General features: G+C 74.0%; 12 protein-coding genes. All 12 read left to right on the top strand.

Features of this window, described 5'->3' with window-relative positions:
* The first annotated feature begins 104 nt into the window (after nucleotides 1-104).
* The 12 genes from hisI (at nucleotide 105) to BJP59_RS08710 (ending at nucleotide 14,580) form a co-directional block, all read left to right on the top strand.
* Entirely contained in the window at nucleotides 105-539 is a 435-nt protein-coding gene (hisI, locus tag BJP59_RS08765; protein ID WP_051876457.1) for a phosphoribosyl-AMP cyclohydrolase, read from the top strand.
* Nucleotides 536-2,113, top strand: coding sequence for an anthranilate synthase component I (locus BJP59_RS08760; protein ID WP_061267739.1), 1,578 nt, complete (start codon nucleotides 536-538; stop codon nucleotides 2,111-2,113). Before hisI ends, BJP59_RS08760 begins: the two co-directional genes overlap by 4 nt.
* A complete protein-coding gene (locus BJP59_RS08755; RefSeq protein WP_194522739.1) occupies nucleotides 2,110-2,751 on the top strand; it encodes a Trp biosynthesis-associated membrane protein in 642 nt (213 codons plus the stop codon). The genes BJP59_RS08760 and BJP59_RS08755 overlap by 4 nt, the downstream gene beginning before the upstream one ends.
* Before the next feature lie 86 nt (nucleotides 2,752-2,837).
* A complete protein-coding gene (locus tag BJP59_RS08750) occupies nucleotides 2,838-3,113 on the top strand; it encodes an HGxxPAAW family protein (RefSeq protein WP_228075274.1) in 276 nt (91 codons plus the stop codon).
* On the top strand, nucleotides 3,110-3,652 hold the full coding sequence (locus BJP59_RS08745; protein ID WP_194522738.1) for a DUF4190 domain-containing protein: 543 nt from the start codon (nucleotides 3,110-3,112) through the stop codon (nucleotides 3,650-3,652). The genes BJP59_RS08750 and BJP59_RS08745 overlap by 4 nt, the downstream gene beginning before the upstream one ends.
* Before the next feature lie 12 nt (nucleotides 3,653-3,664).
* Nucleotides 3,665-4,096, top strand: a complete 432-nt coding sequence (locus BJP59_RS08740) for a DUF2752 domain-containing protein (protein WP_194522737.1) — start codon at nucleotides 3,665-3,667, stop codon at nucleotides 4,094-4,096.
* 185 nt (nucleotides 4,097-4,281) lie between these two features.
* Nucleotides 4,282-5,094: an indole-3-glycerol phosphate synthase TrpC gene (gene trpC, locus BJP59_RS08735; RefSeq protein WP_043651188.1), complete on the top strand. Its 813-nt coding sequence runs from the start codon at nucleotides 4,282-4,284 to the stop codon at nucleotides 5,092-5,094.
* Nucleotides 5,095-5,233: 139 nt separating this feature from the next.
* Nucleotides 5,234-6,490 (top strand): tryptophan synthase subunit beta, encoded by a 1,257-nt coding sequence (trpB, locus tag BJP59_RS08730; protein WP_194522997.1) that lies wholly within the window; start codon nucleotides 5,234-5,236, stop codon nucleotides 6,488-6,490.
* The gene (gene trpA / locus BJP59_RS08725) at nucleotides 6,487-7,389 is read left to right on the top strand and encodes a tryptophan synthase subunit alpha (protein WP_194522736.1); all 903 of its coding nucleotides are present in this window, start codon (nucleotides 6,487-6,489) and stop codon (nucleotides 7,387-7,389) included. The genes trpB and trpA overlap by 4 nt, the downstream gene beginning before the upstream one ends.
* The gene (gene lgt / locus BJP59_RS08720) at nucleotides 7,386-8,399 is read left to right on the top strand and encodes a prolipoprotein diacylglyceryl transferase (RefSeq protein WP_194522735.1); all 1,014 of its coding nucleotides are present in this window, start codon (nucleotides 7,386-7,388) and stop codon (nucleotides 8,397-8,399) included. Before trpA ends, lgt begins: the two co-directional genes overlap by 4 nt.
* A gap of 138 nt (nucleotides 8,400-8,537) precedes the next feature.
* Entirely contained in the window at nucleotides 8,538-13,121 is a 4,584-nt protein-coding gene (gene gltB, locus BJP59_RS08715) for a glutamate synthase large subunit (protein WP_061267745.1), read from the top strand.
* Entirely contained in the window at nucleotides 13,114-14,580 is a 1,467-nt protein-coding gene (locus tag BJP59_RS08710) for a glutamate synthase subunit beta (RefSeq protein WP_194522734.1), read from the top strand. The genes gltB and BJP59_RS08710 overlap by 8 nt, the downstream gene beginning before the upstream one ends.
* Nucleotides 14,581-14,602: the final 22 nt, after the last annotated feature.

Here is a 14,602-nt window from a genome sequence, read left to right as displayed (position 1 = left end):
GCGACCGACGTCACGCCGGGTCGGGCGAGACGGGGGACCGGCGGCGGCCCGGCGTCTGGCAGGATTCTCGGGTGCCCGACTCCACGACCGGCCCGCAGACCACGATCCCGTCCGCGCTCGACCCCGAGGTCGCCGCGCGGCTCAAGCGCGACGACGCCGGACTGGTCGCCGCGATCGTCCAGCAGCACGACACCGGCGAGGTGCTCATGCTCGGCTGGATGGACGACGAGGCGCTCCACCGCACCCTGACCACCGGGCGGGTGACGTTCTGGAGCCGGTCGCGCCAGGAGTACTGGCGCAAGGGCGACACGTCGGGCCACGTCCAGGTGGTGCGCTCGGTCGCGCTCGACTGCGACGGCGACGCGCTCCTCGTGCGCGTGCACCAGGTCGGCGCCGCGTGCCACACGGGCACCCGCACGTGCTTCGAGGCCGGCGGAGACCTGGGCGCCGTCGTCGGCGAGCTGCCGTCCGCGCCGGGTGCCCCGGACGCCGGGGCCGCGCCCGCCGTCGGACCGGACCCCGAGGAGGAGAACCAGTGAGCACGACCGTCGACCCGGCCGGCACCACCACCGTCCCCGCGGGCGGGCCCGCGTGGGGCACGACGTGGCCCGTGCTCGACGGCTTCCGCGCGCTCGCCCGCTCCCGCCGGGTCGTCCCGGTCGTGCGGCGCCTCCTGGCCGACGACGTCACGCCGGTCGGTCTCTACCGCACCCTGGCGCAGGGTCGGCCGGGCACCTTCGTGCTGGAGTCCGCGGAGTCGGACGGGCGCTGGGCCCGGTACTCGTTCGTCGGCGTCGCGTCCCGCGCGACCCTCACGGCGCGCGACGGCCGGGCGGTGTGGTCGGGCGACGTGCCCGCGGGCGTCCCGCGCGAGGGCGACGTGGTCGAGGTGCTGGAGGCGACGCTCGACGTGCTGCGCACGCCCGCGGTCGACGGCCTCCCGCCGCTGACTGGCGGGCTCGCCGGGGCGATCGGGTGGGACGTCATCCGGCACTGGGAGCCGACGCTGCCCGCGCACGCGCCCGACGAGCTGGGCGTCCCGGAGCTCACGCTGTGCCTCGCGACGGACCTCGCGGTCGTCGACCACGCGGAGGGCAGCGTGTGGCTCGTGGCGAACGCGATCAACTTCGACGACACGGACGAGCGGGTCGACGAGGCGTACGCCGACGCGGTGCGGCGCCTGGACGCGATGCAGGCGCGCCTCGTCGCCGGCGGTGCGCACGTCGCGTCGGTCGTGGCCGCCGACGCCGTCGAGCCGGAGCTCGAGTTCCGCTCGACGCGCGACGAGTTCGAGGCGTCCGTCGTGGCGGGCAAGGACGCGATCCGCGAGGGCGAGGTCTTCCAGGTCGTCCTCTCGCAGCGCCTGGACCTCGACTGCCCGGCGGACCCGCTGGACGTCTACCGGGCGCTGCGCACGATCAACCCGAGCCCGTACATGTACTACTTCCAGCTCACGGACGCGGACGGGCGCGACTTCGCGGTCGTCGGGTCGAGCCCGGAGACGCTGGTCAAGGTCGAGGACGGCCGGGTCACGACGTTCCCCATCGCGGGCTCGCGGCCGCGCGGCGCCACGCCCGAGGAGGACGTCGCGCTCGGGGAGGAGCTGCGCGAGGACCCCAAGGAGCTCGCGGAGCACATCATGCTCGTCGACCTCTCGCGCAACGACCTCGTCAAGGTCTGCGAGCCGACGTCGGTCGAGGTCGTGGAGTTCATGGCGACCAAGCGGTTCAGCCACATCATGCACCTGTGCTCGACGGTCGTCGGCACGCTGCGCGACGGCGCGACGGCGCTCGACGCCTTCCGGGCCACGTTCCCCGCGGGGACGCTCTCGGGCGCGCCCAAGCCGCGCGCGATCGCCCTCATCGACGAGCTCGAGCCCGCCTCGCGCGGGATCTACGGTGGGACGGCCGGGTACTTCGACTTCGACGGGAACATGGACATGGCGATCGCCATCCGCACGGCGCTGATCCGCGACGGGCGCGCGAGCGTCCAGGCCGGGGGCGGGATCGTCGCCGACTCCGTGCCGGCGCTCGAGTACGCGGAGTCGCGCAACAAGGCGGCCGCGGCGGTCCGTGCCGTGCAGGTCGCGGCGCGGCTGCGGGGGCTCGCGTGAGCCGCCCGGGCGGCCCGGCCCGCCGCACGGCCATCTGGGTCCTGCTGCTCCTCGGGGGCGCGACCCTCGCGGCGGCGGTGCCCACGTGGCTGCGCACGACGGGGGCCACCGCGCTCGACCCGCAGGTCGACGTCGCGGTGGCCGGCACGTCGGCCGCACCCGGCGTGAGCGCGGCCGCGCTCGTGCTCGTCGCGGCCGCGCTCGCGCTCGGCCTCGTGGGACGGGTCGGCCGGTGGGTCGTCCTGGCGGTCGCGGCGGCGAGCGGCGTCGTCGCGACGGTGTCGGCGCTGAGCGTCGCGATCGACCCGGAGCCGACCGCCCGGTCGGCGGTGGCCGAGGCGACGGGCGTGACGGAGCTGACCGCACCGGTCGAGCTCACCGCGGCGCCCTGGGTGGCGGCCGTGCTCGGCGTGCTCACCGTGCTCGTGGTGGTGTGGGTGGCGCTCGGCGCGCGGTCGTGGGCGAGCGCCTCGACGCGGCACGAGCGGGCCGGGGCGACGCCCGCGACGGCAGCCGGCACGCCCGCGGACGGGACCTCCGAGGTCGCGGGCGCGGCGGGCCCCGCCGACGCCGAGGACGTCTCCGACCACGACGCCTGGGACGCGCTCTCCCGCGGCGAGGACCCCACGGACCGCTGAGCAGCGCGGACGTGTCCCACGCGACGTCCGCCGACGTCCCGCGACGGGACGGGCCCCGGCCCGGTCCGATAGGCTCTGACCACATCTTGACGAAAGGCACGACCCTCATGGCCGAGAACCAGCAGACCACCGAGATCGCCTACCTGCCGCCCGCGGCACCGCCCACGAACCACGGCCACACCGTCGCCGCGTGGTTCACCATGATCGGCATCATGGTCGGCGCCCTCGTGGCCGCGATCGGTGTCGTGGTCGCCGCCGTCTGGCTGTTCTGGGTCGGCATGGGCGTCGTGGCCGTGGCGCTCGTCGGCGGCCTCGTGCTCCGCAACATGGGCTACGGGCAGAAGAAGCAGGACGCGCGGTGACGCAGCCGCCGGCACCGGGCCCGCACGACGGCACGCCCCCGCAGGACGGGTCGCAGGCGCCGTACGGCTCGTCGGTGCCCGGCGGCGCGCAGCACCCCGGCCCGCAGGGTCCTGACCAGGGCTACCCCGGTCAGCAGCAGCCCGGTCAGCCGTACCCGGGCCAGCAGCAGTACCCGGGCCAGCAGTACCCCGGTCAGCCGTACCCGGGCCAGCCGTACCCGGGCCAGCCGTACCCGGCAGGCGCCTACGCGCCGCCGCCGTACTACCCGAAGAACAACCTCGCGATCTGGTCTCTCGTCCTGGGCATCGCCGCGTTCGTGCTCAGCTGCGGCTTCTTCACGGGCATCCCCGCGGTCATCGTGGGCAACGCGGCGAAGCGTGCCGTCGCGGAGGGCCAGGCGGACAACGACGGCATGGCGACGGCGGGCATCATCCTCGGCTGGGTCGCGATCGGCCTGTCCGCGATCGGTCTGCTGCTCCTGCTGGTGTTCTTCCCCGCCGTCCTCGCCTGGGTCGGCACGATCCCCGACCAGTACTGACGGGGCGGTCACGTGACGTCCGAGGCGGTGCGCCGACGGCTGGTGCCGCGCGAGGCCGTGGCGCCGCTCGCCGTCGGTGCGCTCGTCGCCGCCGCGACGGCGTACGTGGGCGCGGTCGACCCGAACCGCCCGGGCCACTACGTCACGTGCCCGCTGCTCGCCCTGACGGACCTCGCGTGCCCCGGGTGCGGCGGCCTGCGGGCCACGCACGACCTCGTGCACCTCGACCTCGCCGCGGCCTGGTCCATGAACCCGCTCTGGGTCGTCGTCGCACCGCTGCTCGTCGTGCTGTGGGGCCTGTGGCTCGTCCGCGCCTGGCGCGGCCGCCCCGCGCCGCGCGTGCCCGCGGGGGTGGCGTGGACGTCGCTCGCCGTGCTCGTGCTCTTCGGGGTGCTGCGCAACGTGCCCGCCCTGGTCCCGTGGCTCGGCCCGGTGGCCGTCTGAGCCGGTGGCCGTGACCGCGACCGGCGGCGCCGCGCGCGTCTCGGGGCTGGGCCGTGGTCATCGTCACTCGGGGGCGGCTCTACGATGGCAGGTACCTCCCTGTCAACGGGTCGGCCCGAACCTGTGGGTGCACGCCGGCCGACCGGCCCGGCAGGGGGCGGGACGACACGGGGAGTGGTGGGACGATGACGGTGCTGGACGACATCGTCGCGGGTGTGCGCGAGGACCTCGCGGCACGCCAGGCGACGACCTCGCTCGACGAGCTCAAGGAACGAGCCGCCCGCGTCCCCGGTGCGCTCGAGTGCGTGAGCCGCCTCAAGGCGGACGACGCCGTGGCCGTCATCGCCGAGGTGAAGCGGTCGAGCCCCAGCAAGGGCGCGCTCGCGTCCATCTCCGACCCGGCCGAGCTCGCGGGGGAGTACGAGAAGGGCGGCGCGGCCGCGATCTCGGTGCTCACCGAGCAGCGGCGGTTCAACGGGAGCCTCGCCGACCTCGACGCCGTCCGGGCGCGGGTCGACGTCCCGGTGCTGCGCAAGGACTTCGTCGTGACGCCGTACCAGGTGTGGGAGGCGCGCGCGCACGGCGCGGACATCGTGCTCCTCATCGTCGCCGCGCTCGAGCAGACGGTGCTCACGTCGCTCGTCGAGCGCGTGCACTCGCTCGGCATGACCGCGCTCGTCGAGGTCCACACGCTCGACGAGGTGACGCGCGCGCTCGACGCCGGGGCGCGGGTCGTCGGCGTGAACTCGCGCGACCTCAAGACGCTCGACGTCGACCGCACGACCTTCGCGCGCCTCGCGCCCGCGATCCCCGACGAGGTCGTCCGCGTGGCCGAGTCCGGCGTGCGCGGGCCGCACGACGTCATGGACTACGCCCGCTCCGGCGCGCACGCCGTGCTGGTCGGCGAGGCGCTCGTGACCGACGACGCGCCGCGCTCGTCCGTCGCCGACCTCGTCGCGGCCGGGTCGCACCCGTCGCTGTGGTCCGTGCGGCCCTGAGGCACGACGGCACCGTCCGTCACGTCGCAGGCGCCGCGCCCCGGCCCAGCACACCCCACCACGCAGGAGGACCGGCCCCGTGCCCGACTCGACACCATCGACCACCCCTCCGAGCGGCGCGCACTCCGTCCGCGCCGACCTGACGCGCTCCCTCGCGACCCAGGAGGGTCCCTACTTCGGCGAGTTCGGCGGGCGCTTCGTGCCCGAGGCGCTCGTCGCCGCGCTCGACGAGCTGGAGACCGAGTACCGCAAGGCGCTCGACGACCCGGCGTTCGTCACCGAGCTCGCGCGCCTTCAGCGCGAGTACACCGGCCGCCCGAGCCCGCTCACCGAGGTGCCCCGCTTCGCGGAGCACGCCGGCGCCTCGCGCGTCTTCCTCAAGCGCGAGGACCTCAACCACACCGGCTCGCACAAGATCAACAACGTCCTCGGCCAGGCGCTGCTCGTCAAGCGCATGGGCAAGAAGCGCGTGATCGCCGAGACGGGCGCCGGCCAGCACGGCGTCGCGACGGCGACGGCCGCCGCCCTGCTCGACCTCGAGTGCGTCGTCTACATGGGCGAGGAGGACACGCGGCGCCAGGCGCTGAACGTCGCGCGCATGCGCCTCCTCGGCGCCGAGGTCGTCCCCGTGACGATCGGCCAGCGCACGCTCAAGGACGCGATCAACGAGGCGCTGCGCGACTGGGTCGCCAACGTCGACACGACGCACTACCTGCTCGGCACCGTGACCGGGCCCCACCCGTTCCCCGAGATGGTGCGCGAGTTCCACCGCGTCATCGGCGAGGAGGCGCGCACGCAGATCCTCGACCGCATCGGGCGCCTGCCCGACGCTCTCGCCGCGTGCGTGGGCGGCGGCTCGAACGCGCTCGGGCTCTTCAACGCCTTCCTCGACGACGAGGGCGTCGAGCTCTTCGGCTTCGAGGCGGGGGGCGAGGGCATCGAGACGGGCCGCCACGCGGCCCGCTTCAGCGGCGGCGCGCCGGGCGTCCTGCACGGCGCGCGCTCGTACCTCCTCCAGGACGAGGACGGCCAGACCCTGCCGAGCCACTCGGTGTCGGCGGGGCTCGACTACCCGAGCGTCGGGCCCGCCCACTCGTGGCTCCACGACCTCGGCCGCGCGACGTACCTGCCCGTGACCGACGCCGAGGCGATGGACGCGTTCCGGCTGCTGTGCCGCACCGAGGGGATCATCCCCGCGATCGAGTCGGCCCACGCCCTCGCGGGCGCGCTGCGGGTCGGGCGCGAGGCCGCGGCCGCGGGCCGCACCGACCACGTGATCCTCGTGAACCTCTCGGGGCGCGGGGACAAGGACGTGGCGACCGCCGCCCGGTGGTTCGACCTCGTGGACGACGACGCGATCGCCGAGACGGCGACGGGCACGGAGGGACAGCTGTGAGCGCCGCCCAGACCCAGGACGCACCCGGGGCGTCGACGCCGGGGACGGCGTCGGCCACCGCCCGCCGCCTGCTCGAGCTGCGCGCGGAGGGCCGCGCGGGGCTCGTCGGCTACCTGCCCGTCGGCTTCCCGACCGTCGAGCGCTCGGTCGAGGCGGCGCTCGCGCTCGTCGACGCGGGCGTGGACGTGCTCGAGCTCGGCATCCCGTACACGGACCCCGTCATGGACGGCCCGGTCATCCAGGCCGCAGCCCAGGCGGCGCTCGACGGCGGCGCGCGCGTCGCGGACGTCTTCCGCGTCGTCGCGGCCGTCACGGAGCGCACGGGCGGGCGCGTGCCGGTGCTCGTCATGACGTACTGGAACCCCGTGCTGCGCTACGGCGTCGACGCGTTCGCGCGCGACCTCGCGGCGGCCGGGGGAGCCGGGCTCATCACGGCCGACCTCGTCCCCGACGAGGGTCGCGCGTGGCTGGACGCCGCCGAGGCGCACGGTCTCGACCGCGTGTTCCTCGTCGCGCCGAGCTCGACGCCGGAGCGCCTCCGGCTCACCGCGCGCGCGTCGCGCGGCTTCGTCTACGCGGCCTCGACGATGGGCGTCACGGGCGTGCGCGCCGCCGTCGGGCCCCAGGCCGCGCGGCTCGTCGCCGACACGCGCGCGGCGGGCGCCGAGCTCGTCTGCGTCGGCCTCGGCGTGTCCACGGCCGAGCAGGCCGCGGAGGTCGCGCGCTACGCCGACGGCGTCATCGTCGGCTCGGCGTTCGTCCGGCCCCTGCTGGGCGACGCCCCGTGGGACGAGCGGCTCGCCGCGCTCCGCACGGTCGCCGCCTCGCTGGCCGCCGGGGTGCGGTCCGCCCGCCAGGAGCAGCCCGGCACGACGACGCCCGGCGGGGTGGTCGCATGAGCGCCGCGCTCGCCGTCGGGCAGCTCGCGGAGGCCGCGGGCGCCCTGCCCGCGGCGATCCCGAGCCCGCCCCAGCACACCTGGTACCTCGGGCCGTTCCCCCTCCGCGCCTACGCGCTCGCGATCCTCGCCGGGATCGGCGTCGCCCTGTGGCTCACGCGCCGCCGCTGGGTCAAGCGCGGGGGAGAGGCCGACGACGTCCTGGAGATCGCGTTCTGGGCGGTCCCGTTCGGGATCGTCGGCGGGCGGCTCTACCACGTCTTCTCGACGCCCGACCCGTACTGGGGCCCGAACGGGGACCCCGTCCGCGCGCTGTACGTGTGGGAGGGCGGCCTCGGCATCTGGGGCGCGGTCGCGCTCGGAGCGGTCGGCGCGTACATCGGGTGCCGGCGCCAGCGCGTGAGCTTCCCGGCGTTCGCGGACGCGCTCGCCCCGGGGCTGCTCCTCGCGCAGGCCGTCGGCCGCCTCGGCAACTGGTTCAACCAGGAGCTGTTCGGCTCGCCCACGACGCTGCCGTGGGGCCTGCGGGTCGACGACTCGGTCGCCGCCGCGGCCGGCTACCCGCCGGGCACGCTGTTCCACCCGACGTTCCTCTACGAGATGGTCTGGAACATCGCCGCTGCCCTGCTCCTGATCTACCTGGACCGTCGGTTCCGGCTCGGTCATGGTCGGGTATTCTGGCTCTACGTCTTCGTCTACACGCTCGGTCGGGTGTGGATCGAGATGCTGCGCATCGACGAGGCCGAGCTCGTCCTCGGTCTCCGGCTGAACGTCTGGACCTCGATCCTGGTCGGTGTCGGTGCGTTGGTAGCGTTTATCGTTGTCGGGCGTCGCCACCCCGGGCGCGAGGAGACGGTGTCCCTCGACGCGCCGGGCGAGGCGCCCGCCACGGAGCCCACGGAGCCGGTCGAGGAGTCGACCGACGCCGCGGACCCCGAGAAGACCGCGGACTCCGACGACTCGGAGGAGTCCGAGCAGGCAGATGCCGCGCGACCAGACCCCGGTCGCTGAGCCTCCGTCACTCAACGGCGAATCCGCCGGGCGACCGCCCGGTGGTTCCGTCATGTCCACCAGGGCCGACGACGTCCCGAACCCCCCAGCTGGAACCAGCCCGGCCGTCTCGGTCGGGCGCCTGTGAGGACGGTGTTGATGACCACGCCGCAGTATCGGGACGCGCACCGGGCACCCGCCCTGTCCGCCCCTCCCACGGCATCCGGTCTGTACGACCCCGCCGCCGAGCACGACGCGTGCGGCGTCGCCTTCGTGGCGACGCTCCGCGGCACGCCCGGACGCGACATCGTGGACGCGGGGCTCACGGCCCTGCTCAACCTGGACCACCGCGGCGCGGTCGGCGCCGAGGAGAACAGCGGCGACGGCGCGGGGATCCTCACGCAGATCCCCGACGCCTTCGTGCGCGACGTGGTCGACGCCGAGCTCCCGCCCGCCGGGCACTACGCCATCGGCATGGCGTTCCTCCCGCAGGACCCCGAGGCGGCCGCGACCACGGCCCGCGCGGTCGAGGCGATCGCCGCCGAGGAGAAGCTCGAGGTCCTCGCCTGGCGCGACGTCCCCGTGACGGCCGACCTCGTGGGCCCGAGCGCGCGCGCGTCGATGCCGCTGTTCCGTCAGGTCGTCGTGGCCGACCCGTCGCGCGAGCTGGCCGGCGTCGACCTCGACCGCCGGACGTACCGCCTGCGCAAGCGCGCGGAGAACGAGCTCGGTCTCTTCTTCGCGTCGCTGTCGGCGCGCACGCTCACCTACAAGGGCATGCTCACGACGGCGCAGCTCGAGCCGTTCTTCCCGGACCTGTCCGACCCGCGGTACGCGAGCGAGATCGCGCTCGTGCACTCGCGGTTCTCGACCAACACGTTCCCGTCCTGGCCGCTCGCGCAGCCGTTCCGGATGATCGCGCACAACGGCGAGATCAACACGGTGCGCGGCAACCGGAACTGGATGGCCGCGCGCGAGGGCACGCTCGCGAGCGACGCCCTCGGCGACCTCGCGCCGCTGCTCCCGGTCTGCTCGGACGGCTCGAGCGACTCGGCGAGCTTCGACGAGGTGCTGGAGCTCCTGCACCTGTCGGGCCGCTCGCTGCCGCACGCCGTGCTCATGATGGTCCCGGAGGCGTGGGAGAACCACGCCGAGATGGACCCGGACCTGCGCGCGTTCTATGAGTACCACTCGACGCTCATGGAGCCGTGGGACGGCCCCGCGTGCCTCAACTTCACCGACGGCACGCTCATCGGCGCGGTCCTCGACCGCAACGGCCTGCGCCCCGGGCGCTACTGGGTCACCGAGGACGGCCTCGTCGTGCTGGCGAGCGAGGCGGGCGTGCTCGACCTCGACCCCGCGACGATCGTCCGCAAGGGCCGTCTCGAGCCGGGCCGCATGTTCCTCGTCGACACCGGCCAGGGCCGGATCATCGAGGACGAGGAGATCAAGTCCCAGCTCGCGGCGCAGCGCCCGTACGCGCGGTGGGTCGCGGAGAACGCGGTCTACCTCGACCAGCTCCCCGAGCGCGAGCACGTCGCGCACAGCCCCGCGTCGGTCGAGCGCCGCCAGCGTGCCTTCGGGTACACGCAGGAGGAGCTCAAGGTCATCCTCACGCCGATGGCCAACACGGGCGCCGAGCCTCTCGGCGCCATGGGCACGGACACGCCCATCGCCGTCCTCGCGAAGCGCCCGCGCCTGCTGTTCGACTACTTCACGCAGATGTTCGCGCAGGTCACGAACCCGCCGCTGGACGCGATCCGCGAGGAGCTCGTCACGTCGATCGGCGGGGCGATCGGCCCCGAGCCGAACCTGCTCGTCGACACCCCGGAGCACGCGCGCAAGCTCATGCTGCCCTTCCCGGTGCTCGACAACGACCAGCTCGCGAAGATCATCCGCGTCGACAAGGACCCGAACCTCGCGGGCGTCTTCCGCGCCGTGACGATCAAGGGCCTGTACCGCGTCGCGGGCGGCGGCGAGTCGCTGCTCGCGCGGCTCGAGGAGATCTTCGCCGAGGTCGACGCGCACGTCGCCGCCGGCGCGAGCTTCATCGTGCTGTCGGACCGCGACTCGGACGCCGAGCACGCGCCGATCCCGTCGCTCCTGCTGTCGAGCGCGGTGCACCACCACCTCCTGCGGCGTCACACGCGCACGCAGGTGTCGCTCGTCGTCGAGGCGGGGGACGTGCGCGAGGTGCACCACGTCGCGCTCCTCATCGGCTACGGCGCCGCCGCGGTGAACCCCTACCTCGCCATGGAGACCGTCGAGGACCTCGCGCGCCGCGGCTACCTCGCGGTCGACCCGGCCAAGGCCGTCGCGAACCTCATCAAGGGCCTCGGCAAGGGCGTCCTCAAGGTCATGAGCAAGATGGGCATCTCGACCATCTCCTCCTACCGCGGCGCCCAGGTCTTCGAGGCCGTGGGTCTCTCGCACGACCTCGTGCAGGCGTTCTTCACGGGCACGACGTCGCGCCTCAGCGGCATCGGGCTCGACGTCGTCGCGGCCGAGGTCGCGGCGCGCCACGTGGACGCGTACCCGCGCTCCGGCAACCACCGCCCGCACGTCCGCCTGACCACGGGCGGCGAGTACCAGTGGCGCCGCGACAGCGAGGAGCACCTGTTCGACCCGGAGACGGTGTTCCGCCTCCAGCACTCGACGCGCGAGCGCCGGTTCGACATCTTCCGCGAGTACACGCACCGCGTGGACGAGCAGTCCTCGCGGCTCATGACGCTGCGCGGCCTCCTCGAGCTGCGCGAGGGCGAGCGCCCCGCGGTGCCGCTCGACGAGGTCGAGCCCGTGAGCGAGATCGTCAAGCGCTTCAACACCGGCGCGATGTCGTACGGCTCCATCTCGGCCGAGGCCCACGAGACCCTCGCGATCGCGATGAACCGCCTCGGCGGTCGGTCGAACACGGGCGAGGGCGGCGAGGACCCGGAGCGCCTGTACGACCCGGAGCGTCGCTCGAAGGTCAAGCAGATCGCGTCGGGCCGCTTCGGCGTCACGAGCGAGTACCTGACGAACGCCGACGACATCCAGATCAAGCTCGCCCAGGGCGCCAAGCCCGGCGAGGGCGGTCAGCTCCCGGGCCACAAGGTGTACCCGTGGGTCGCGAAGACCCGGCACTCCACGCCGGGCGTCGGCCTCATCTCGCCGCCGCCGCACCACGACATCTACTCGATCGAGGACCTCGCGCAGCTCATCCACGACGCGAAGAACGCGAACCCGGCGGCGCGCGTCCACGTCAAGCTCGTCTCCGAGTTCGGCGTCGGCACGGTCGCGACGGGCGTGTCCAAGGCGCACGCGGACGTCGTCCTCATCTCGGGCCACGACGGCGGCACGGGCGCCAGCCCGCTCACGTCGCTCAAGCACGCGGGCACGCCGTGGGAGATCGGCCTCGCCGAGACGCAGCAGACCCTCGTGCTCAACAACCTGCGCGACCGCATCGTCGTGCAGGTCGACGGGCAGATGAAGACCGGGCGCGACGTCGTCGTGGCCGCGCTGCTCGGGGCCGAGGAGTTCGGCTTCGCGACCGCGCCGATGGTCGTCTCGGGCTGCGTCATGATGCGCGTGTGCCACCTGGACACCTGCCCGGTGGGCGTCGCGACGCAGAACCCGGAGCTGCGGGCCCGCTTCACGGGCAAGCCGGAGTTCGTCGTGAACTTCTTCGAGTTCATCGCGGAGGAGGTGCGCGAGTACCTGGCGCGCCTCGGGTTCCGGAGCATCGAGGAGGCCATCGGCCACGTCGAGTACCTCGACACGCGCCAGGCGATCGACCACTGGAAGGCGCAGGGTCTCGACCTCGCGCCCATCCTCGAGAAGCCCGTCCCCGTCGAGGGCGCGTCGCTGCGGAACACGACGACGCAGGACCACGGGCTCGAGAAGGCGCTCGACAACCAGCTCGTCGCGCTGGCCGAGGACGCGCTGGAGCGGCGCGAGCCGGTGCGGATCTCGCTGCCGGTCCGCAACGTCAACCGCACGGTCGGCACGATGCTCGGCCACGAGGTGACCAAGCGCTTCCGCGGCGAGGGCCTGCCGGACGACACGATCGACGTCACCCTCACGGGGTCCGCCGGCCAGTCGCTCGGGGCCTTCCTCCCGCGCGGCGTCACGCTGCGCCTGTTCGGGGACGCGAACGACTACGTCGGCAAGGGCCTGTCGGGCGGGCGGATCGTCGTGCGGCCGGACCGCAACGCGGTCCTCACCGGGTCGAGCAACGTCGTCGCCGGGAACGTCATCGGCTACGGCGCGACGTCGGGCGAGATCTTCCTGCGCGGCCGCGTCGGGGAGCGCTTCGGCGTCCGCAACTCAGGCGCGACGCTCGTCGTCGAGGGCGTGGGCGACCACGGGTGCGAGTACATGACGGGCGGCACGGTCGTCGTGCTGGGCCCGACCGGACGCAACTTCGGCGCCGGCATGTCCGGCGGCACCGCCTACGTGCTCGACCTGCGCGAGAGCGCCGTGAACACGAGCGCGCTCGCGACCGGCGAGCTCGGGCTGAGCCCGCTCGAGGACGCCGAGGTCGCGCTCGTCGAGCGGCTCGTCCGCCGTCACCACGAGGAGACCGGATCGCCGCTCGCGGCCGAGCTGCTCGAGGACTTCGCCACGGCGGTGCAACGCTTCACGCGCGTCCTGCCGACCGACTTCGCCCGCATGCGCTCGGCGCTCGAGAAGGCCGAGTCGGCCGGTCTCGATCCGGCCGCGCCCGGCGTGTGGGACCAGATCTTGGAGGTGGCCCGTGGCTGACCCCCGCGGATTCCTGAAGGTGCGGGAGCGCGAGCTCCCGCCGAACCGCCCGGTGGCCGTGCGCCTGCGGGACTGGAAGGACGTGCACGCGCACCTCGAGGAGGGCCAGCCGTTCCTCAAGGAGCAGGCGGGCCGCTGCATGGACTGCGGCATCCCGTTCTGCCACCAGGGCTGCCCGCTCGGGAACCTCATCCCCGAGTGGAACGACCTCGTCTACCGCGAGCAGTGGGCCGACGCGATCGACCGCCTCCACGAGACGAACAACTTCCCGGAGTTCACCGGGCGCGTGTGCCCGGCGCCGTGCGAGTCGAGCTGCGTGCTCGGCATCAACCAGCCGCCCGTGACGATCAAGAACGTCGAGGTCTCGATCATCGACGAGGCGTTCGACCGCGGGTACGTCACGCCCCAGGTGCCGCAGCGGCTCACGGGCTTCACGGTCGCGGTCGTCGGGTCGGGTCCCGCCGGGCTCGCCGCCGCGCAGCAGCTCACGCGCGCCGGGCACACCGTCGCGGTGTACGAGCGCGACGACGCCGTCGGAGGCCTGCTGCGCTACGGCATCCCCGACTTCAAGCTCGAGAAGCACCACATCGACCGCCGCGTCGCGCAGATGGAGGCCGAGGGCACGCGGTTCCGCCCCGGCGTCGAGATCGGCGTCGACATCACGTGGGACGACCTGCGGGCGCGCTACGACGCCGTCGTGGTCGCGACGGGCGCGACGGTGCCGCGCGACCTGTCGGTGCCCGGGCGCGAGCTCGGCGGCATCCACTTCGCGATGGACTTCCTGCACCAGGCGAACGCGGTCGTGGCGGGGCACGAGGTGCCCGGCCAGATCACGGCCACGGGCAAGCACGTCATCGTCATCGGTGGCGGCGACACGGGCTCGGACTGCCTCGGCACCTCGCTGCGCCAGGGCGCGGCGAGCGTCACGACGCTCGCGATCGGCAAGCAGCCGCCGCTCGAGCGGTCCGCGACCCAGCCGTGGCCGACCGACCCGATCGTGTTCGAGGTGTCCTCGTCCCACGAGGAGGGCGGCGAGCGCGAGTTCCTCGCGTCGACCGTCGCGTTCCTCGGCGACGAGAACGGGGCCGTGCGCGCGCTGCGCGTCGCGGAGACCGAGTACCTGCCCGACGGCCGTCGCGTGCCCAAGGAGGGCACCGAGCGCGAGATCCCCGCGGACCTCGTGCTCGTCGCGATGGGCTTCACCGGACCGGAGACGGCTGCCCTCACGACCCAGACGGGCGCGGACCTCACGGGGCGCGGCCTCGTGGCGCGCGGCGACGACTTCGCGTCGTCGCTGCCCGGGGTCTTCGTGGCCGGCGACGCCGGTCGTGGGCAGTCGTTGATCGTGTGGGCGATCGCCGAGGGGCGGGCGGCGGCGGCATCCGTCGACGCCTACCTTCAGGGAGGGACCGAGCTGCCCGCGCCCGTGCGCGCGAACACCGTGTCCTTGCGCGCTTGACGTGCACCCCGACGTCGGATGT

The organism is Cellulosimicrobium sp. JZ28, assembly GCF_015327065.1.
In the GTDB taxonomy this organism is placed as follows: domain Bacteria; phylum Actinomycetota; class Actinomycetes; order Actinomycetales; family Cellulomonadaceae; genus Cellulosimicrobium; species Cellulosimicrobium funkei.
The sequence above is the reverse complement of the archived record's forward strand: the minus strand, read 5'-3'. Positions and strand labels throughout refer to the sequence as shown.